The organism is Ralstonia sp. RL (assembly GCF_001683835.1).
GTDB lineage: Bacteria > Pseudomonadota > Gammaproteobacteria > Burkholderiales > Burkholderiaceae > Ralstonia > Ralstonia mannitolilytica.
Genome location: NZ_LWRX01000120.1, coordinates 1 through 18,588, shown reverse-complemented (window position 1 = coordinate 18,588; position 18,588 = coordinate 1). Strand labels below are relative to the sequence as shown.

Annotated in this window: 19 protein-coding genes and 1 pseudogene; 7 read left to right on the top strand and 13 right to left on the bottom strand. The window is 68.5% G+C overall.

Features of this window, described 5'->3' with window-relative positions:
- Positions 1-51: 51 nt before the first annotated feature.
- Genes A6M56_RS11210 through A6M56_RS11190 form a run of 5 tightly spaced genes read right to left on the bottom strand, consistent with a single transcriptional unit; the run spans position 52 to position 4,983 of the window.
- Entirely contained in the window at positions 52-1,299 is a 1,248-nt protein-coding gene (locus A6M56_RS11210; protein ID WP_045785654.1) for a VanZ family protein, read from the bottom strand.
- Between the two features lie 50 nt (positions 1,300-1,349).
- Positions 1,350-2,003 (bottom strand): ABC-type transport auxiliary lipoprotein family protein, encoded by a 654-nt coding sequence (locus A6M56_RS11205; protein WP_045785653.1) that lies wholly within the window; start codon positions 2,001-2,003, stop codon positions 1,350-1,352.
- A gap of 9 nt (positions 2,004-2,012) precedes the next feature.
- On the bottom strand, positions 2,013-2,981 hold the full coding sequence (locus A6M56_RS11200) for an MlaD family protein (RefSeq protein WP_045785652.1): 969 nt from the start codon (positions 2,979-2,981) through the stop codon (positions 2,013-2,015).
- Entirely contained in the window at positions 2,981-3,862 is an 882-nt protein-coding gene (locus A6M56_RS11195) for an ABC transporter ATP-binding protein (protein WP_102080683.1), read from the bottom strand. The genes A6M56_RS11200 and A6M56_RS11195 overlap by 1 nt, the downstream gene beginning before the upstream one ends.
- The gene (locus tag A6M56_RS11190; protein ID WP_045785650.1) at positions 3,859-4,983 is read right to left on the bottom strand and encodes an MlaE family ABC transporter permease; all 1,125 of its coding nucleotides are present in this window, start codon (positions 4,981-4,983) and stop codon (positions 3,859-3,861) included. The genes A6M56_RS11195 and A6M56_RS11190 overlap by 4 nt, the downstream gene beginning before the upstream one ends.
- Before the next feature lie 188 nt (positions 4,984-5,171).
- On the opposite strand from A6M56_RS11190, the gene A6M56_RS11185 reads away from it, so the two are divergent.
- From A6M56_RS11185 to A6M56_RS11175, 3 genes are all read left to right on the top strand, one after another.
- Positions 5,172-6,044 (top strand): biotin--[acetyl-CoA-carboxylase] ligase, encoded by an 873-nt coding sequence (locus A6M56_RS11185; protein WP_102080682.1) that lies wholly within the window; start codon positions 5,172-5,174, stop codon positions 6,042-6,044.
- Positions 6,041-6,904 (top strand): type III pantothenate kinase, encoded by an 864-nt coding sequence (locus A6M56_RS11180; protein ID WP_102080681.1) that lies wholly within the window; start codon positions 6,041-6,043, stop codon positions 6,902-6,904. The genes A6M56_RS11185 and A6M56_RS11180 overlap by 4 nt, the downstream gene beginning before the upstream one ends.
- 91 nt (positions 6,905-6,995) lie before the next feature.
- Complete coding sequence (locus tag A6M56_RS11175) at positions 6,996-7,754, top strand: SPOR domain-containing protein (protein WP_062738672.1); 759 nt, start codon at positions 6,996-6,998, stop codon at positions 7,752-7,754.
- A gap of 4 nt (positions 7,755-7,758) precedes the next feature.
- Here A6M56_RS11175 and rfaE2 read toward each other — a convergent pair whose 3' ends face one another.
- Both rfaE2 and A6M56_RS11165 read right to left on the bottom strand, forming a co-directional pair.
- Positions 7,759-8,256: a D-glycero-beta-D-manno-heptose 1-phosphate adenylyltransferase gene (gene rfaE2, locus A6M56_RS11170; RefSeq protein ID WP_045787746.1), complete on the bottom strand. Its 498-nt coding sequence runs from the start codon at positions 8,254-8,256 to the stop codon at positions 7,759-7,761.
- 74 nt (positions 8,257-8,330) lie between these two features.
- A complete protein-coding gene (locus A6M56_RS11165; RefSeq protein ID WP_045785646.1) occupies positions 8,331-9,185 on the bottom strand; it encodes a ferritin family protein in 855 nt (284 codons plus the stop codon).
- Positions 9,186-9,537: 352 nt separating this feature from the next.
- Here A6M56_RS11165 and A6M56_RS11160 point away from each other — a divergent pair, with 352 nt between their 5' ends.
- Entirely contained in the window at positions 9,538-10,218 is a 681-nt protein-coding gene (locus tag A6M56_RS11160) for a glutathione peroxidase (protein ID WP_102080680.1), read from the top strand.
- On the opposite strand, the gene A6M56_RS11155 is transcribed toward A6M56_RS11160, so the two are convergent.
- The 5 genes from A6M56_RS11155 to A6M56_RS11135 form a co-directional block, all read right to left on the bottom strand.
- On the bottom strand, positions 10,219-11,403 hold the full coding sequence (locus A6M56_RS11155) for a patatin-like phospholipase family protein (RefSeq protein WP_045787745.1): 1,185 nt from the start codon (positions 11,401-11,403) through the stop codon (positions 10,219-10,221).
- Positions 11,404-11,412: 9 nt separating this feature from the next.
- Entirely contained in the window at positions 11,413-12,294 is an 882-nt protein-coding gene (locus tag A6M56_RS11150) for a PhaM family polyhydroxyalkanoate granule multifunctional regulatory protein (RefSeq protein ID WP_102080679.1), read from the bottom strand.
- A gap of 22 nt (positions 12,295-12,316) precedes the next feature.
- Entirely contained in the window at positions 12,317-13,135 is an 819-nt protein-coding gene (locus tag A6M56_RS11145) for an enoyl-CoA hydratase/isomerase family protein (RefSeq protein WP_045785643.1), read from the bottom strand.
- Positions 13,136-13,203: 68 nt separating this feature from the next.
- A complete protein-coding gene (locus A6M56_RS11140; protein WP_102080678.1) occupies positions 13,204-14,355 on the bottom strand; it encodes an ABC transporter substrate-binding protein in 1,152 nt (383 codons plus the stop codon).
- Between the two features lie 80 nt (positions 14,356-14,435).
- A complete protein-coding gene (locus A6M56_RS11135; RefSeq protein ID WP_102080677.1) occupies positions 14,436-15,440 on the bottom strand; it encodes an LLM class flavin-dependent oxidoreductase in 1,005 nt (334 codons plus the stop codon).
- A gap of 95 nt (positions 15,441-15,535) precedes the next feature.
- Between A6M56_RS11135 and A6M56_RS11130 the strand changes: the two genes are divergently transcribed.
- Positions 15,536-16,432: an IclR family transcriptional regulator gene (locus A6M56_RS11130; RefSeq protein ID WP_045785640.1), complete on the top strand. Its 897-nt coding sequence runs from the start codon at positions 15,536-15,538 to the stop codon at positions 16,430-16,432.
- 3 nt (positions 16,433-16,435) lie between these two features.
- Here the strand turns inward: A6M56_RS11130 and A6M56_RS11125 are convergent, their stop codons facing one another.
- Complete coding sequence (locus A6M56_RS11125) at positions 16,436-17,428, bottom strand: fumarylacetoacetate hydrolase family protein (RefSeq protein ID WP_102080676.1); 993 nt, start codon at positions 17,426-17,428, stop codon at positions 16,436-16,438.
- 82 nt (positions 17,429-17,510) lie between these two features.
- On the opposite strand from A6M56_RS11125, the gene A6M56_RS11120 reads away from it, so the two are divergent.
- A complete protein-coding gene (locus A6M56_RS11120; protein ID WP_045785638.1) occupies positions 17,511-18,359 on the top strand; it encodes an IclR family transcriptional regulator in 849 nt (282 codons plus the stop codon).
- A pseudogene (locus A6M56_RS11115) lies at positions 18,334-18,588 on the top strand (DUF3108 domain-containing protein); the annotation flags it as partial. The gene A6M56_RS11120 and the pseudogene A6M56_RS11115, both read left to right, overlap by 26 nt.

The following is an 18,588-nucleotide window of genomic DNA, read 5'->3' as shown; positions in this document are numbered from 1 at the left end:
TCGTGTCGGCTGCATGACGGCGGCCAAGGCGCCGTCCGAACGGGTGAGTGCTCAGTCGGGACGCCGACTGGCACGCCGCTCGATCTGCGCCTGCTCGGCGCGCCATGCAAGATAGCCGAGCCCCAGGAACGGCCACAGCCAGCCGATCCACTGCGACAGGCTGTTGAAATGGACGAAGCGCCCGAGCCGCCACGCCTGCGCGGAGACCCACGAATACGGGCTCGGCGGCAGAACGTTGGACAGGATAATCAGAGCGATCAGCAGCGTCATGGCGAGCGCGCCGCGCAGCCAGCGCGGCAGGCGCACCAGCAGCACCAGCACGAGTGAGCCCACGACCAGCCCGAAGCGCGCGCCGGACGAGAGCCAATCCCAGGCCCCGCCCAGCGGGAACTGGAGCACGGTCGCCCCCGCCTTCACCAGGAGCGCCGCGCCCAGCAGCGCCGCCAGCAGACGGAGCACGGGCGCATCGCGCCGCATGGCCACCGTCGCCAGCAGGCCCGTGCCGATCCAGCTGCACGCCGTGATGAGCGCCTCCAGCAATTCCTGCCGCTGCAGCGCTTCCGGGTGGGCCTGCAGCCTGTCCTGCCAGTCGAAGAGCTCGGGAAACCAGCCGTTGACGAGGCTCACCATGAAGCCATCCGGCGACGGGTCGAGCAGGATGCTGCGGATCACGCCGCCCATGCTGAACAGGAATTCCTGCGGGAAGATCTGCGCGAACGGCCACACGAGCAGCAGCAGGATCGCCAACGTCGCGTGCGGCTCAAACCAGCGCCGGCGCAGGCGCCGCAGCCCGCCCCGGTCGATCAGGCGCGCCGAGAACGGCGCCATGACCATGCCGCCCAGCCATGCGCCGACCGTGTTGGTCGCCAGATCGACGTTCGACGAAATGCGCGTGGGCAGATACGTCTGGATGGCCTCCATCGCGGCCGACAGCAGCAGCCCCGCCAGCAGGGCCAGCAACACCGCCCGCCAGCCGGTGATGCGCGGATGCACCGCCAGCACGGTCAGCATGCCCAGCGGCATGTAGCCCCAGACGTTGGTGAGCAGGTCGAAGCCCGTGTTGTAGCGCGGCAGCGGCGCGCTGAGAAAGGCGAATGGCGACACGCCGGTGTCCGTCCATCCGGCAAACGGATAGAGGCTGGCGTAGACCACCAGCAGCACGAACCATCCCAGCCCCGCCCGCGCGAGCGGCGAATGGCGATGCGGGGCCTGAGGGTTAGGTTGCGCGTGGAGGTCCGTCACCGAAGGAAGCTGCAGTCTGGAGAAGAGAAGCGGACGTGCCCCGGAGAAGCCGCCCATGATAGCGTCCGATACCGCACATCACGGAGGGTTCCCATCCGGCCGATAGCTTAGCGCCGGTGCGTGCCCATGCCGCCCGAAGCGGCCGAAGAACCGGCCGGCAGCGGCAGACCTGCCACCCAGTCGAGCACTTCGCCGATGGCCTTGTCGGACGCCTGCGTGAGCGCCGCCACCCCGCCGGCGGCGTTGGCGCTCGGTGCGGGTGCCTCGGCCTGGACGACGCGCTGGCCGATCACCGTGCGCGCCAGCGACACCGTCGCCCGCAGACGCACCACGCCACGGCTCGCATCGGGTCGATCGAACACCTGCGAAAAATCGACCAGCTCGACACGCAGCGTCGGCACGTCCGGCGTCGGATAGCCGACCACCTGCCCGCGTGCGGCCGCCGCGTTGCGCAAGCGGGCGTCGAAGAGGTTCACGGGCGACTCCAGCCAGCGGCTGTTGGCGTACGCATCGGTGCGCTGGCTTTGGGCATACGCCAGGCGGTAGTAGATGGCGTTGCCGTCCATCCACCCGGGGCCGGCCACCTCGGCCACACGCAGCGCGTTCGGCAGGCGGGCACCGGCCGAGGCGGTGGGGGCGAGCCCGAAGTCGTACAGGGCGGTCGGGCCTGCGGGCGTGCTGGAGCACGCGCCAAGCAGCGACAGCGCCATCAGGGCGGCCGCGGGCATCGCACGGCGCAATACAGCAGGCAACGTCAGCATGAACACTCCTCAGGGCTGGGCCGGAACGCGGGCGGCCGGTGCGGTGAAGCCGGTCTCACCCGGCCCCGGCACGCCGGGCGCAGGGCCGAACAGCACGCTTTGCGGCCGGGCATTGAAATCCGACACGGCATGATCGAAACCGCGCACGGCCTGACGGGCTTCGCGCGCGAAACCATTGAGCTGCGGCAGCGTTTCGTAGGTCAGCACGTTGGCGGCAGACTGCATCGACTGCGTGGCCGCCGACAGATCCGCACCCGCGCCGGCCAGCGTGCCCATCAGCGGCCCCTTCGGATCGGACAGCGATTGGGTCAGCCTGCGCGTTGCCAGCAGCGTGGCATCGAGGTTGTCGGCGATCTTCGGCAGCTTGCGCACCGTCGGCTCGGCCCGCTGGGCCAGTGCCTTGTAGCTGTCCATGGTGGACTGGAACGATTGCAGCGACGCCGTGATCTGCTGCCGATGTTCATCGTCGAACAGGATCGACAGCGAATTCAGCGTCTGATCGAGCTTGGAGAGCATCTGGTCGCCGCGCTTGTCGAGTTCATCGAGGAAGCCCGCTTCCATGCGGATGCGCGCGGGGTTCTTGTCAGACGTTGCCAGATGCGTCGGGCTGGGTGCGTGGCCGCTGTTGTCGTAGCCGCGGTCATCGAGCTGCACGTAGGCCAGGCCCGTCACGCCCTGGTAGGCCAGGCGGCCATAGGTGGTGGTCGTGATGGGCGCATCCTTGTCGACCAGCACGCGCACCACGATCTGCCCGGGGACCTTGTCGTCGAACCGGATGGTGTCGACCTTGCCGACGTCCAGGCCGCGATACTTGACCGCGGCCTGCGGGTTCAGCCCGTTGACGGTCGAGCGCGTCACCAGGTCGTACGGCACGCGTACGGTCTGGTCGCGGTTGAACCACATCACGGCCAGCGCCACGAAGATCGCCAACCCGATCGTGAACAGCCCGGCCAGAAATGCGTGGGCTTTGTTTTCCATCAATCCTCCTGCACGGCAAGCGTGGCGGCAGCCACCGCTTCGGTCATCTGCGGGCCCAGCGCCATCAGCGCCCGCTTGCCCCGCTCACCCAGGAAGTACTCCTTGATGAACGGATGGTCGATCTGAATGATCTGCTCGATGGGCTGGGCGGCCAGCACCTTGCGGTCGGCCAGCACCGCGATGCGGTCGGACAGCGCCACCAGCGTGTCCAGGTCGTGCGTGACCATCACCACCGTCAGCCCCAGCTCGCGACGCAGCTCACGGATGAGCGCCACGTAATCGTCCGAGGCGCGCGGGTCCAGCCCGGCAGTCGGCTCGTCAAGGAACACCAGCTCCGGCTCCAGCGACAGCGCCCGCGCCAGCGCCACGCGCTTGATCATGCCGCCCGACAGGTCCGACGGCATCTTGTCGGCGTCGCTGGCCTTGAGCCCCACCATCTGCAGCTTGAGCATCGCCACGCGCGTGACGAACGCATCGGGCAGCGTACGCAGCTCGCGCATCGGCAGGGCCACGTTGTCGATCACGGACAGCGCAGAGAACAGCGCGCCGTGCTGGAACTGCATGCCCCAGCGGTTGCGCATCGACTGCAGGTCGTTGCCGACCTGGCACGTCAGCTCCTCGCCAAAGATGTGGATCGTGCCCGAAGTCGGCTTCTCGAGCCCCACGACCTGGCGCAGCAGCGTGGTCTTGCCGCTGCCCGAGCCGCCCACGATCGAGAGCACCTCGCCGCGGAAGACGTCCAGGTCGATGTTGTCGAGCACCGTGACGTTGTCGTATCGCTTGGTGACGTTGCGCACCTCGATCACGCGTTCGCGTGCCGGCGTGATCGGCTGCGATGGCGCCCCGGCATGCTCGCCGTGCGAATGGCGTGGCCGCGTCATAAGCCCACGTCCTTGAAGAGGATGGCGAACACGGCGTCGGCCAGGATCACGATCGTGATCGACACCACCACCGAGGTGGTCGTGCCCTCGCCCAGGCTCTGCGTGTTCGGCTCGATGCGCAGGCCGAAGTGGCACGCCACCAGCGCGATCAGCATGCCGAACACCACGCCCTTGCCGATGCCGAGCCAGAGGTTCGCCACCGGCACCGCGTCGGGCAGCGACGTAATGAAATAGGCGGGGCTGATGTCGAGCTGGAACCTGGCCGCCAGGATGCCGCCACCCAGGGCCAGCAGGTCCGTCCAGGCCACCAGCAGCGGCATGGCGATCGCCAACGCGATCACCTTGGGCAGGATGAGCCGGAAACCATGCGAGATGCCCATCACGCGCATCGCGTCGAGCTCTTCGGTCACGCGCATCACGCCGATCTGCGCCGTGATGGCCGAGCCCGACCGTCCCGCCACCAGGATGGCCGCCAGCACCGGGCCAAGCTCGCGGATGATCGCCATCCCAAGGATGTTGACGATGAAGATGCTCGCCCCGAACACGCGCAGCTGGTTGGCCGACAGGTAGCTCAGCACGATGCCGATCAGGAAGCCGACCAGCGCGGTGATGCCCAGCGCCTTGTAGCCGGTGCTGTAGATGTTGGCGGAAATCTCCCGCCATGGGCCGCGATGCGGCGCCCGCAGCAAGCGGCCGAAATCGAACACCAGCTGACCGACCATGGCGATGCCGTCGCGCGCGTGGCTGAAGAAGTCGAGCATGCCGGCGCCCAGGATCGCCACCGGGTTGATGCGCGGGGCCAGGCGCTTCTTCCAGCCGCCCGGGTCAAGCTTGGCCACGCGGTCGATCATGCGCCGCTGGTCGGGGCGGGCGTCGAGATGCTCGGGCCAGCGGTTGCCCCAGGCACGCCAGAGCAACTGGGCGCCAAAGTGGTCGATGCGGCCCACCTCGGTCAGGCACCAGGCGTTTGCGTTGTCCAAACCGGCGCGGATCTGCTGGCGCGCACCGCGCACGCCGGCACGCTCGGCCAGGGCAAGTGTGGTCCAGTCGCCGGACAGAAAGGCGACGGACCGGCCATCGACGACACGTACCTCGATCTGAGGTGTACGGCAGGTGATCAAACGGGTCTCCGTAAGCGGTGATGCCGGGTATCGGTCGAATTGTAGCCAACGCGCCGCCCGGTACTGTCACACTCTGGGCCACTGTGCGGCGTGCGCGCCGCCTGTAGCAAGCGCTGGGCCCCGGTTTGGAGGCCGCGCTCGTACAATGCCCGCATTCCTGCGCAAAAACCTGATCGCCTGCTCTGTTCATGTCTCTTGCCGAACCTTCTGCGCGCTGGCGCCTGTCACGCGAACACATCCGGCCCACCGGGCCCGCGGCTGCCTGGGCCATCGACGTGGTCGATTCCACCGGTTCGACCAACGCCGACCTGATGGCCGCCGTGCGCGATGCGGCCTGGCCCGGGCATGCGGCGCAGGCCGGGCTCGCGCCGCTCGCAGGCGCGCGCGTGCTGGCAGCCCAGCACCAGACCGCCGGCCGCGGCCGCCAGGGCCGTCCGTGGAGCGGCGACCACGGCCTGACCTTTTCCGTCGCATGCGCCTTTGCCGGCGAGCCGGCGCAGCTCGGCGGTCTGAGCCTGGCCGTGGGCGTGGCCGTTGCCGACGCCGTGGCGGCATATGCCGAAGCCCACGGCGGCAGCGCGCAGGCCCTCGCGCTCAAATGGCCCAACGACGTGCAGATTGCCGGGCGCAAGCTGGCCGGCATCCTCGTCGAGACCGTCCGCTGCGCGCCGGGCCAGACCTGGGCCGTCATCGGCATCGGCCTGAACCTGGAGCGGCCACACGTGCTGGAAACCGAGCTGGGCCGGGGCCTTTCGGGCGTCGAAGAACTGGTGGACGCGCCCGAACCGAACGCGGTGTTCTCGGCGCTGCTCACGTCGCTGGGTGAGCACCTGCAGCGGTTTGGCGCGCTGGGGCTGGCGCCCTTCGTGGCGCCGTTTGCTGCGCGCGACGCCTTTGCCGGCCAGCGCGTGCGTCTGTGGCAGGACGGCGCCGTCGTGCTCGAAGGCGTGGCACATGGGATCGATGCGCATGGGCGGCTCGCCATCGAATCCGGCGGCCGGGTGCAATGGATCCATAGTGGCGAAGTGTCGCTGCGCGCCGCCGAGGACGCGCAGCCATGACGCGCCTGAAGACGCCTCCTGCGGCCGCGCGTCCGTTGCTGCTGATCGACGCGGGCAACACGCGCATCAAGTGGGCGTGGATCGCCAGCGGCGTCGATGCGCTGCCCGAAGAGCCAGGCGGCACGCCATGGCAGCACGCCGGCGCGCGTGCGCACGATCAACTGGCCGAACTGGTGGAGGATTGGCGCGACTGCCACACCTCCGGAGTCGCCCCGCCCGAGGTATGGATCAGCGCCGTGGCCGGCCCGGCGCTGCGTGATGCGCTCACGGCGCGCATCGCCCGCGTCTTCGATGGCGCGCGCGTACGCATTGCCGCATCGGAGGATGCCGCCGCCGGTTTGCGCAACGGCTATCGCGAGCCCACGCAACTCGGCACCGATCGTTGGGTGGGAGCGGTCGGGGCGCGCCACCTGTGGCCCGACACAGCCTTGCTGCTGGTCACGGCCGGCACCGCCACCACGCTCGACGTCGTCACGCCCGACGGGCTGTTTGCGGGTGGCCTGATCTTGCCCGGCCTCACCCTGATGATGCGCGCGCTCTCGCGCAATACCGCGCAGTTGCCGGAAGTCGATGTCGGCTATCTGAGCGCCAGCGACGTGGTCGCGCCGCCCTGGGGCGACAACACGCAGGACGCCATCGCGCTGGGCTGCGTGACGGCGCAGGCGGGCGCGATCGCGCAGACGTGGCAGGCGCTGCAGGTCCAGTACCCCGGCCCGGCACGCTGCGTGCTGAGCGGCGGCGCCCGTGCCGCACTGGCGCCGCATCTGCGCATGCCGTTTCAGATGCACGATAATCTCGTGCTGCTTGGCCTGCAGGTGCTGGCGCGCGCGAACCGGGAGGGCGCGGCAACACTGGCATGAACGGCCGCCCTGTCCCCGTTGTCTTGCCGTTGTTGCCGTCGCCGTGTTCCTGCATTCCGAACCACCGCCTGAATCCCCGTCCGTACGCACCATGACGCTTCGCCTCGCCCTGCTGCTCCTGCTGCTCGTCAACGGCGTTCTGCTGGCAGCCAACACCGGCGTGTTCGGGCCGGACGTCTCGCAGGCCTGGTTCGAGAGCGAGCGCGAACCCGAGCGCATGCGCCGCCAGATCCGCACCGAAGACATCCGCATTCTCGAGCCGGCACCGGCATCGTCGTCAGGCGTACCCAAATCGGCGCCCGCGGCATCGGCACCCGCCGCATCGGGTGCACAAGCCAGCATCGAACGTACGGCCGTGGCCGCTGCGGACACCGCCGGCAGTTGCACCGAACTCATCGGCCTGACCGACGCACAGGCCACGCGCGGCCTCGATCAGCTCAGGCCAATGGCGGGCGTGCAGGTGGAGCGCATCACGCGCCAGGAAGACAACCGCTGGTGGGTTCACATGCCGGCGCGCGACACGCGCGAAGACGCCGAGCGCAAGATCGCCGAGCTCAAGCGCCGCAACGTGACGGACTCCGCCATCGTGCAGGAAGGCAATACGTTTGTGGTGTCGCTGGGGCTGTTCCGCGACAGGGAGCGGGCGCAGCAACTGCTGGACGAACTGCGCGCCAAGGACGTGCGCACCGCGGTGGTGACGCAAACCCGGCGGCTTGGCGCACCGGCCTCGCTGCGCGTGACGGCCACCGCCGATGCCGCATCCAGTGTGGCGGCCGAGCTGGCGAACCTGAAGAAGACGCTGGGCGCCGAAGACCTGCGCGCCTGCGCGTCGGTGACGGCGTCGCGCTGAGGGCTCAGGACGTTGCGCGCACGCGCTTGAGCAGCGCCGTCGTGGAGCGATCATGCTCGAACGGGATCGCCAGCGCCGTCCCGCCCCAGCCGCGTACCACGCGCGTTTCTTCCAGCGCATCGATGTCGTAGTCGCCGCCCTTGACGTAGATGTCCGGGCGTACGCGGCGGATGAGCTCGACCGGCGTGCGCTCGGCAAACAGCACCACCAGGCTCACCGATTCGAGTGCGGCCAGCACGGCCAGGCGGTCGTCCTGCGTGTTGAGCGGGCGGTCGTCGCCCTTGCCGAGCATGCGCACGGACGCATCGGTATTGACGCCTACCACCAGCGACGCTCCCAGGGCGCGCGCCTGCGCCAGATATGTCGCGTGCCCGCGATGCAGGATGTCGAACACGCCATTGGTGAACACGAGCGGGCGCGGCAGCCCCGCCACGCGAGCTTCCACATCGGCGGGGTCGCAGATCTTCTGTTCAAAGGCGGGCGCGGGCTGGCGAGCGGTCATGGCGAGAGCGAAATCGGAGAGGAAAACAAAACGGCCCATCGCATCGATGGGCCGCTGGCTGCCAATGGCAAGGATCAGGCCGCTTGTTCGGTCGAGCCGAGCAGGCGCGCGTTCAGTTCCTTGCGGTAGCGGTTCAGATCCTGCACGGTCTCGAAGGTGCGCTCGAACAGCAGGCCCATGTTGTGCAGGATGCGCTCGATGACCTTCTTTTCCCAGCCGGCGTCGAACTTGATCTGCTCGTCGAGCCAGTGCTCCAGCCAGTCGGGGTTCGGCAGACGCGACTGCACGGTGTCCTGCGGGAACAGCGCCTTGTTCACGTGCAGGTTGGTCGGGTGCAGCGGCTTTTCCGTGCGGCGGGCCGAGGCCATCAGCACGCCGATCTTGGCGAATGCGCTGCGCGCGTTGTCGCCAAATTGCGTGAGGTACTTCTTCATGTAGCGCAGGTACGCGCCGCCGTGGCGAGCCTCATCCTGCGAGAGCGTCCTGTAGATGGCCTTGATGACCGGCTCGGTGTGCCATTCGGACGCGCGGCGGTACCAGTGGTTCAGGCGGATCTCGCCGCAGAAGTGCAACATCAGCGTTTCCAGCGGCGGGGCCGGGTCGAATTCGAAGCGCACGTTGTGCAGCTCTTCCTCGGTCGGCACGAGTTCGGGGCGGAAGCGGCGCAGGTACTCCATCAGCACCAGCGAGTGCTTCTGCTCCTCAAAGAACCACACGCTCATGAACGCCGAGAAATCGGAGTCGTGGCGGTTGTCGCGCAGGAACATCTCGGTGGCGGGCAGTGCAGACCACTCGGTGATGGCGTTCATCTTGATGGTCTGCGCTTGCGCGTCGGTCAGCAGCGACGCGTCGAACTGGTCCCACGGAATATCCTTTTCCATATTCCAGCGGACCGCTTCCAACGACTTGAACAATTCGGGATAGAGCATGGTAAGCCTTTGAATTTGCAGGCGGATTCTAGCAGACATGCTTGACCTGCCCCGGTTTTTCGTGCTTGCCGGAGCAAAGTTCTGCGTCTGCCCGTTTCCTTGTCACAACAGGCCTGCCCGTCCACGCATGCGGCGTGGCTTGGCGACCCCCTTAGCGCGCCGTGCGCTTCGCGCGACTGTCCCGCGGCGTGCCGCGATGTGATCGACGATGCGCTGCCGTCGTCCTGTGTGGGGCGGGCCGGTCGGTGCCGGCGAGGTCTTCAGTATAGGAAGCCCGGCCGCCGCCGCGGCCCCGGGGCGTTATACCCTAGACTGAAGACAATCGACGCACTGCCGCTTTCGGAGGCCTGAGATGTTGTATTCCGCCATCGTTCCAGCACGCCGACGTCACCTGCAGCGGCATATGGCCGGCGTGCTGAGCCGGCACCAGCTGCTGATGATCGCCATCATCATTGCGATCGGCGTCATTGCGCTGCTGCTGCCGCGCACGGGCCACGCCGCCCCGGCTGCGGCCACGGCGCAAGACCCGGCACCGGCCTGCCCGGCCAGCCTGAACTTTCGCGTCAACCGGCTGCAGGACGACGCCCGCCAAGACCTCTGCCAGTACGCCGGACGCGTGGTGCTGGTCGTCAACACCGCAAGCTACTGCGGCTACACGCACCAGTACGAAGGGCTGGAAGCGCTGTATGCGAGGTACCGCGACAAAGGGCTGACCGTGCTCGGCTTTCCGTCCAACGACTTCCAGCAGGAACCCGGCAACAGCAAGCAGATCGCCGATTTTTGCTACAACACGTACGGCGTGAAATTCCCGATGTTTTCCAAGACCGCCGTCGTGGGCGCAGGGGTGTCGCCGCTATACACATGGCTGGCGGCGCAGACGGGTCAGCCGCCCAAATGGAATTTCCACAAATATCTGCTGGACCGCAACGGCCGCGTGGCCGCCGTGTTCCCGAGCAGCGTTGAGCCGACCGACCCGACCCTCGTCAAACGCATCGAGGCGCTGCTCGCCGAACCGGCACGCGCATCGCGCTGATCACGCCGCTCGCATGGTGTCGGGCATCGCGCCGTAGAGAAACGCGGCAAGCTCGTCGCGGCGCGCCTGCACGTCGCGCTCGCCGAGGGCGATCAGCTCCTGCGTGAACTCGGGCTCGAACAGCAGGTAGCTGGCGAACGCCGCGCCGCGGGCCTCCGTGCCGCCCAGCGGCTTGAGCAGCGCGCGCACCGTGCCCGGCAGGCGCTGCACGTGGCGCAAGGCAATCAACTCGATGCGCTCGGACGGCGCCATCACCAGCACCTCGATCTTGCGCCAGCCGTCGCGCGCGTCGGCAATCTCGGGGTTGCGGCTGACCATCGCGTTGATGTGCTGCAGCCGTTCGATGTCGGCCGACAGTCCATCGAGGAAGATGCTCGCCAGCGCCTGCCCCGCGATCTGCGCAAGCGACGGATAGCCAGACGCCGGGACCGTGTCGTACCACCCCGGCTGCGAACGCGATGCGGCCCCCACTACCAGGATGCGACTCGCCCCAAGATGGATCGCCGGACTCAGCGGCGACATCTGCCGCATCGTGCCGTCACCGAACCATTCATCGTTGCCCTCGATCTGCACCGGCTCGGCCGGAAACACGAACGGGATGCTCGAAGACGCCAGCATGTGTGCCACGCCGATCTGGTCCGCGACCGCAATGCGCTGCGAGCGCCGCCACGGCAATACCACGTGCGGAGACTGATAGAACGTGACGTGGCGCCCCGTCGTGTACGACAGCGCCGTGATGGCCAGCGCCCGCAGCGCTCCGGCCTCGAACGCAGCCTGCACCTGCCGGCCGTCGTGCTGCGCGTCGAGCAGCTCGCGCAGCGGCGTGTTGTCGAACAGCGCGCGCGGCGTGCGGCCCGTCATCCAGCCGAAGGCCAGCGCGGTGAGCCAGCGTGCGCCGCTCGAGCCCACGCGGCCGACGTCGGTGCGATACACGCGGTCGGCATGCAGGTTGCCCCACAGTTGCGTGAGCGCTTCCGCGGCCTGCGTGAAATCCTGCGCGCCACGGGCCAGGCCGAGGCTGTTGATGGCGCCTGCCGAAGTCCCGCAGATGATGTCGAACGGAGTGCGGGCCACGCCGGGCGCGTACTCGCGCGCCAGTGCGGCGATCCCGCGCAGCACGCCCACCTGATAGGCCGCGCGCGCGCCGCCGCCCATCATCAGGAGCGCGGTGCAGTCTTGCGACATCGGCATCGATCAGGAATTGCCGTTGGCCGGCTTGCGCGGTGCGGCCTTCGCCGGAGCCTTCTTGGCGGCGGTTTTGCCAGCCGGCTTTGCCGCCTTGCCCGCGGGCGCCTTGGCCTCCGACCTCGGCGCCGGCTTGCTGCCCGCCTGCTTCGATTTGGCCGGTGCCGACGGCGCTTCGATGTCTTCCGGCGCCGTATCGAGCCCTTCCGCGCCGGGTGCGCCGCCGAACCCCGGGAAGCCGCCCGGGAAGCCCGGCATCAAGTGTTGCGGCATCGGCATGGCCGCAGCCGCGGAGCTGGCGATCTGGTTGAACTGCTGCTGCAGCATGTTCCACCAGGGCGACGGATCCAGAGCCGCGGCGGCGGCACGTGCCGCGGCCTGGGCATGCTCGGCCGAGCGGGCGCTCTGCGCGCGGGCTTCGGCCTGATCGTCGTCGGTGTCTTCGGCTTGGGCTTCCGCCTCGGCTCCGGCCTTGTCTTCAGGCGCGGGGGCCTCAGGCTGCGCGGGCTTGGCGGTGGCGGCGGTGTGCGGCCAGGTCGGCTTGGGCTCGCCGTCCGGCGGCGATGCAGCCGGGGTCAAGCCATCGAACGCGCTCTTCATGGCTTCCGGTGACAGCGCGGCGCCGAAGGTCTGCAGCGCAACCAGCGTAGCCCGCTGCACCTCCAGGCCCTGGATCGCGGTGCGCAGCAGGCTCGCATTCAGCTGCAGCCAGCTTTCCACCGCGCGCAGATCGTGAATGCGCTTGTCGAGCTCCTCCAGATCCATCGGCGGCGCCGCGAAGCTCGCCATGTTGGGCATCCCGGCACCGGGCATGCCGGCAAAGCCGCCCCCCCAGAGCTTGCGCAGGAATTCGAAACCGCCTTCGGCAAAGTTGGGCATCTGGGTGAACATGGTGTCTCCTACGAAATCGGTGTCAGGTCGCATCAAACGTGGGTGGACGCTTCTGGCGCAGGCTCGCAATGCCTTCGCGCACATCAGGGCCTGCAAACCCCATGAATTCCAGCGCCAGCGACGTATCAAAACTCGGGCCGGCCAGGCGCAGCCAGTTGTTCAGCGCGTACTTGGTCCAGCGGATGGCCGTCTGCGAACCGGCGGCCAGGCGCTCCGCGATCTCGAAGGCGCGGTTGACGAGGTCCGCCTGGTCCACCGCCAGCGACACCAGGCCGATGCGCTCGGCCTCCTCCCCACTGAGGGATTCGCACAGCAGCAGGTAGTACTTGGCCTTCGCCATGCCGCACAGCAGCGGCCACACGATCGCCGCATGGTCGCCCGCCGCCACGCCCAGGCGGGTGTGGCCGTCCACGATGCGTGCGTCCCTGGCGGCGACGGAAATATCGGCCAGCAAGCCGGCCACGAGGCCCGCACCCACCGCCGGTCCGTGCATGGCGCTGACAATGGGCTTGTCGCAGTTGATGACGTTGTAGACGAGGTCGCGCGCTTCGTGCCAGACGCGCGTGCGCACGTCGAAGTCTTCGGCCATCTGCTCGACGAGGTGAAGGTCGCCGCCGGCGGAGAAGCCCAGCCCTTCACCGCGGATGAGCGCCACGCGCACGGAGGGCTCGGCCGACACGTCGCGCCAGATCTCGGCCAGTTCACGGTGCAGGCCGGCGTCAGCGGTCGACAGCTTGCGGTTGGCCGACTGTGCCGCGCCCATCACGATCTCGAGGATGGGGCCGTGCTGGACGAGCGTGAGCGCCTGGTAGCGCGCAAAGCGGGGAGCGAGAGAGGTCATGAGATCGGCGTGTGTGGATCAAGCATAGCGGATGCGCTCGCGCGCGCAACGCGGCAAGCGCGGCATCGTCAGTTCGGACGATCGGCCAGGTGCCATTGGCCGCGGCGGATCTGCGCCATCACGCGGGCACGCTGGTCGAGGCCCACGTGGTCTTGCGGGCTCATGTTGACGACGCCGGTGCTGGTCGGCAGGTCGCGCACCTGTTCCAGCGCGTCGCGCAGGGCCTCGCGGAAAGCCGGCGTGCCCGGCTTGGCGCGCTTGAGCGCCACGGGCACGGCGCGCTGCAGCAGCAGGCCGATGTCACCCGTGTACGCGGCAAAGATCGACACGCTGCCCTTGCCGAACGCGGCTTCGTAACGGCGTGCGAAATCCAGCGCCTGCTTCCTGGCCGGGTCGGCATCCGGCAGTTCGGCGGCGACCATCACGGGCCCGGTCGGCACGTACGCGCCTTCGCAGTCCTTGCCGCACAGCTTGACGAAATCGTTGTTCGAGACGCCGTGGTTGAAGTAGATCTTACCGGTGTAGCCGCGCTCGGCCAGCGCGCGGGCCGGCAAAGCGGCGGGTGTGCCGGAAGCGCCGATCACCACCGCATCGGGCTTGCCGGCCAGCAGGTGCAGCACCTGCGCCGTCACGCTGTTGTCGGTGGGCGAGAAGCGCTCGGTATCGGTCACGCGGATGTGCTTGAGGTCGGCAAAGCGCTGCACCTCGGCCAGAAACGCCTCGCCCAGCGCGTTGGCAAAACCGATGTACGCGATGGTCTTCACGCCGTGCGCGGCGGCGTGCTCGGCAATGAGCGACGCCATGTGCGAATCGGAATGCGGCGTCTTGAAGACCCAGCGGCGCCGCGCATCCATCGGCTCGACCAGCCGGGCGGACGAGGCCAACGAGATGACCGGTGTCCTGCCCTCGGCCGCCGCATCGATCATCGCCAGCGTATTGGGCGTGGTGGACGAGCCGACGATCACGTCGACGTTGGATTCGCTCATCAGCTTGCGCGTGTTGGTGACGGCGCGCGTGGTGTCGGACGCGTCATCCAGCACGATCACGTCGACCTTCTCGCCGCCGATCTCGCGTGGCCACAGTGTGGTGGCGTTCTTTTCGGGCAGGCCCAGCGAAGCTTGGGGGCCCGTCGCCGAAACCGTCACGCCGATGCGGATATCCGCCAGCGCGGTGCAAGACAGCAAAGCCAGACCAACCAGTACGCCAACCTGTCGCTGCATGGGTGTCTCCCGTGGTTTGGCGAAGAGCGTAGCGGTTTTGCAGCGGTTTGGCGATGCGGGCCAGCCCGGGCAGCTGGCGTTCAGGCGGCCAGCGCCGCGATGCCGGCGCGCGGCAATGCGTCCTCCATCAGCGCGCGCATCGATTCGAGCACGGCTGTCTGCGGCATCAGCCCGAAGTTGTGCAGCGCCATCACGTGATCGACGCCCATGTCGGACAAGCGCGCGAGCTTGTCGGCCACCGCATCGGGCGTGCCGAACAGCGACAGGCCGCTGGCGAGCACGTCGTCATAGGTCTGCCGGCGTGCATAGAGCCGCGTGGCGACGTAGAGGTCGAACGCATCGGCCGCGGTGGCGCGCACGGCAGCTTCCGTAGGCCCGACGTGCGTGTGCAGGGCGACCGCCGCCATGCCGCGCGCATCGGCGATGCCGGCCTCGGCCAGGCCGCGGCGGTAGTCGTCCATCAACGTGCGGATGTCTTCGAAGCGCTCCACCGACGCGTATGGCACGAACAGCATGCGCCGCCCCTGCCGGCCGATGTGATACGCCACCTCGCGCCGCAGGATCGCCACGTGGATCGGCACGCGGGCCTGCACCGGCAGCACATTGAGGCGCACGTCGCGCAGCGTGTGGAACTGGCCTTCGTGATGCACGCGCTCGCCGCAGAGCAGCCGCTCCACCAGCATCAGGGCCTCGTCAAACCGCTCGCGCTTGACGGCGGGGTCGACGTCGTAGCCCTCGAACTCGTGCTTCAGGTATCCCGAGCCCACGCCGAGCGACAGCCGCCCGCCCGACAGCACGTCGACCATCGCATAGTTCTCGGCCACCGTGGCCGGATGATGAAACGTCAGGATCGAAATGGCGGTGCCCAGACGCAGCCGCTGCGTCTGCGCGGCCAGGTGCGAGAGAAAGACCGCCGGGTTCGGTACCGCGCCGTACTCGTGAAAGTGGTGCTCGGCCACCCAGAAGGTGTCGTAGCCGAGCGACTCTGCGTGGCGGGCCTGGCCGATGACGTCTGCGTAGAGTTGCGGCAGACTGCGATGCCGGTCCGGATAGTGGTCCTGCACGGAAAAGATCGACAGCTTCATGGCGTCTCCTGGTCCTTTCAGCGCGCAGGCCGCCGCGCCGATTTGTATCTTTTTGCGTAACGCGTATCTTATAAAGCGACATCCGAGACTTCAAGATGGCCATCGAAGACAGCCTGCCGCCCGACGAACCGCCCGTGGAAGACGCCGCGCCCGAACGCGCCAGCGCCGGCATCCAGTCCGCCGAAATTGCGCTGACGGTGCTCTCGGCGATGGCGCGCACCGGCGGCGCGCATGCCGTATCTGAACTCGGCCGGCAGCTCGGCATGCCGCGCGCGAAGGTGCACCGCTACCTGGTCTCGCTCGAGCGCATGGGTTTCGTGGAGCAGGATTCCGCCTCCGCCCGCTACCGGCTCGGCACGCAGGCGCTGCAGGTGGGGCTGTCGGCGCTGTCCGACGTGGATTTCGTGCGTGAAGGCAGCAACCTGCTGCCCAAGCTGGCCGAGCGGCTGAACGAAAGCGTGTTCCTGTCGGTGTGGACGAACCGCGGCCCCGTGATCGTGCGCTGGGAAGACGGCGGCCGCCCCGTGACCGTGAACGTGCGGGTGGGCTCGGTCATGCCGCTGCTGAATTCCGCCACGGGCCAGGCCTGCGCCGCGTGGGTGCCGGAAATCCAGATCGTCCCGCTCATCGACCGCGAACTGCGCGGCCCGGGCGCCGGCAAGGCGGGGCTGACCGACTGGCTGAACTGCCGCGCACGCTGGCAGACGGTGCGGCACGAGGGCGTGGCGCGGATCGCCGGGACGCTCGTGCACGGCATCGATTCGGTGGCGGTGCCGGTGCTCGATTCACAGGGCAAGCTGGCCGGCGCCATTACGGCGCTGGGGCTGTCCAGCGTGTTCGATTCCAGCCTGGAAGGCGCCCCCTCGCGGCTGCTGCGCGAGGCAGGGCGGGCCTTGTCGTTGCGCCTCGGTTACCACGGCCAGGCCTTGACGACCGGCTCCGCGCCGGCCAAGCGCGGGCGCCGCGCGAAAGCCGCCCCCGAATCGGCTTAAGGCTTACGCCTGCGTGCCTGGCGCGATGACCTCCTGGTCGATCGCCCCGAAGATCGACACGCCGTTCGCGTCGAACATCTCGATCTTGACCGTATCGCCGTAGCGCATGAATTCGGTCGTGGGTGCGCCCCCTTCGATCGTCTCCAGCATGCGCTTCTCGGCGATGCAGCAGTACCCCTTGCTGCGGTCCACGTTCGAGATCGTGCCCGAGCCGACGATGCTGCCCGCGCGCACGTTGCGCGTCTTGCAGATGTGCGCGATCAACTGGCCAAAGTCGAACACCATGTCGGTGCCGCAATCGGGCTGGCCGACCTTCCTGTTGTTCCAGTGCACCGTCATCGGCAGGTGGACCTTGCGCTCGCGCCAGGCGTCGCCGAGTTCGTCGGGCGTCACCGCCACGGGCGAAAACGCCGTCGCGGGCTTGCTCTGGAAGAAGCCGAACCCCTTGGCGAGCTCCGCCGGGATCAGGTTGCGCAGCGACACATCGTTGGCCAGCACGATCAGGCGGATGGCCTCGCCGGCGGCGGCCGGGTCGGCGCCCATCGGCACGTCGCCGGTGATGACGGCCACCTCGGCCTCGAAGTCGATACCGAACGCCTCGCTGCGGCAGACGATGGGGTCGTGCGGGCCGGCCAGGTCATCGGAGCCGCCCTGGTACATCAGCGGGTCGGTCCAGAACTCAGGTGGCATCTCGGCGCCGCGCGCCTTGCGCACGAGTTCGACATGGTTCACGTAGGCCGAGCCGTCGGCCCACTGGTACGCGCGCGGCAGCGGCGCCATGCAGTTGGCGGGGTCGAATGCAAACGGGTGGCGCGCGCGGCCCGCGTTGAGCTGCGCGTAGAGTTCCTGCAGTTGCGGCGCGTAAAAGGCCCAGTCGTCCAGCACGCGCTGCAGCGTGCCGGCGATGTGCGTGGCGAAGTGAGCGGTCTTCAGGTCGCGCGAGACCACGGCGAGCTGGCCGTCGCGCGAGCCATCCTTGAGGGTGGCGAGTTTCATGGGCGTCTGTGCAGAGAAAAGCTGCGCGGATGCTACACCAGCATCGGCTAAACTGGGCTGAACCGACCCATCACGCCCGACCATGCCGACGCTGCCCGCCGACACCGACCTCGACCTGGAGCCTGATGCCGATGGCGAACCGGATGCGCCCGCGCGCTCGGGCATCCAGTCCATCGAAGTCGGCTTCCGGCTGCTGGAGGTGCTCACGCACACCAACGGCCCGATGATGCTGCGCGACCTGGCGCGCGCCGCCCCCATGAACCCCGCCAAGGCGCACCGCTACCTGGTGAGCTTTGCGCGCCTGGGCCTGGTCACGCAAACGCCCGAAGGCCGTTATGACCTCGGCCCCTTCGCGCTCGAAATGGGCCTGGTGAGCCTGAACCGGCAAGACCCGATGCGTCGCGCACGCCCCGCCGCCGCCGCGCTGCGCGACGAGATCGACCACACCGTCGGCCTTGCCGTGTGGGGCAACCTGGGGCCGGCCATCGTCCATTGGGAAGAAGCCAGCCACCCGGTCACCGTCAGCCTGCGCCTGGGCGACGTCATGCCGATGCTCAATTCGGCCACCGGCCGCGTGTTCGGCGCTTACCTGCCCCGCGCGCAGACGCTGCCGTTCATCCAGCGCGAGCTGGAACGGGCCGCCGCGCGCGAGGCCGATCCGGAGCTGCCGCGCACGCTCGAGGCGTACGACGCCATCTGCGCAGAAGTGCGCGCACATGGCGCCGCGCGCATTCATGGCGGCGTGCTGCCGGGCATCAACGCGATGTCGCTGCCGGTGTTCGATGCGAATGCCCAGCTGTGCCTCGTCCTGATTGCCCTGGGCGCGCAAAGCACGTTCGACACCAGTTGGAGCGGGCCGCTGGAGCGGCGCTTGCGGCTGGCCGCACAACAGCTTTCCGCCGATCTTGGATACGTTGCCGCCCCCGCCTGAAGCGTTGAATACCGACCGTACGCAGACCCGCCGACGCCGCTCTCGCCGGCTCGCGCTCGTGCTGCTCGCCGTGCTTGTGCTGCACGGCATCGCGGTCCTCTGGATCGCGCGCAGCCATGAGGTGACGTGGCCGCCGGCACAGGAGCAGATCATCCCGGCCCTGTTGCTGCAGCCCGAGCCGGTGAAGCCACCTTCCCCCGCGCCTGCCGCAGCGCAACGGCCCGCACCG

What these genes read in the sequence shown, in the direction of transcription:
- A6M56_RS11125 (WP_102080676.1), bottom strand. Translation starts at nt 17,428, where the DNA reads ATGAAACTCGCCACCCTCAAGGATGGCTCGCGCGACGGCCAGCTCGCC.
- A6M56_RS11160 (WP_102080680.1), top strand. Translation starts at nt 9,538, where the DNA reads ATGTTGTATTCCGCCATCGTTCCAGCACGCCGACGTCACCTGCAGCGG.
- A6M56_RS11120 (WP_045785638.1), top strand. Translation starts at nt 17,511, where the DNA reads ATGCCGACGCTGCCCGCCGACACCGACCTCGACCTGGAGCCTGATGCC.
- A6M56_RS11150 (WP_102080679.1), bottom strand. Translation starts at nt 12,294, where the DNA reads ATGTTCACCCAGATGCCCAACTTTGCCGAAGGCGGTTTCGAATTCCTG.
- A6M56_RS11200 (WP_045785652.1), bottom strand. Translation starts at nt 2,981, where the DNA reads ATGGAAAACAAAGCCCACGCATTTCTGGCCGGGCTGTTCACGATCGGG.
- rfaE2 (WP_045787746.1), bottom strand. Translation starts at nt 8,256, where the DNA reads ATGACCGCTCGCCAGCCCGCGCCCGCCTTTGAACAGAAGATCTGCGAC.
- A6M56_RS11205 (WP_045785653.1), bottom strand. Translation starts at nt 2,003, where the DNA reads ATGCTGACGTTGCCTGCTGTATTGCGCCGTGCGATGCCCGCGGCCGCC.
- A6M56_RS11165 (WP_045785646.1), bottom strand. Translation starts at nt 9,185, where the DNA reads ATGCTCTATCCCGAATTGTTCAAGTCGTTGGAAGCGGTCCGCTGGAAT.
- A6M56_RS11185 (WP_102080682.1), top strand. Translation starts at nt 5,172, where the DNA reads ATGTCTCTTGCCGAACCTTCTGCGCGCTGGCGCCTGTCACGCGAACAC.
- A6M56_RS11180 (WP_102080681.1), top strand. Translation starts at nt 6,041, where the DNA reads ATGACGCGCCTGAAGACGCCTCCTGCGGCCGCGCGTCCGTTGCTGCTG.
- A6M56_RS11130 (WP_045785640.1), top strand. Translation starts at nt 15,536, where the DNA reads ATGGCCATCGAAGACAGCCTGCCGCCCGACGAACCGCCCGTGGAAGAC.
- A6M56_RS11175 (WP_062738672.1), top strand. Translation starts at nt 6,996, where the DNA reads ATGACGCTTCGCCTCGCCCTGCTGCTCCTGCTGCTCGTCAACGGCGTT.
- A6M56_RS11210 (WP_045785654.1), bottom strand. Translation starts at nt 1,299, where the DNA reads ATGGGCGGCTTCTCCGGGGCACGTCCGCTTCTCTTCTCCAGACTGCAG.
- A6M56_RS11155 (WP_045787745.1), bottom strand. Translation starts at nt 11,403, where the DNA reads ATGTCGCAAGACTGCACCGCGCTCCTGATGATGGGCGGCGGCGCGCGC.
- A6M56_RS11145 (WP_045785643.1), bottom strand. Translation starts at nt 13,135, where the DNA reads ATGACCTCTCTCGCTCCCCGCTTTGCGCGCTACCAGGCGCTCACGCTC.
- A6M56_RS11135 (WP_102080677.1), bottom strand. Translation starts at nt 15,440, where the DNA reads ATGAAGCTGTCGATCTTTTCCGTGCAGGACCACTATCCGGACCGGCAT.
- A6M56_RS11195 (WP_102080683.1), bottom strand. Translation starts at nt 3,862, where the DNA reads ATGACGCGGCCACGCCATTCGCACGGCGAGCATGCCGGGGCGCCATCG.
- A6M56_RS11140 (WP_102080678.1), bottom strand. Translation starts at nt 14,355, where the DNA reads ATGCAGCGACAGGTTGGCGTACTGGTTGGTCTGGCTTTGCTGTCTTGC.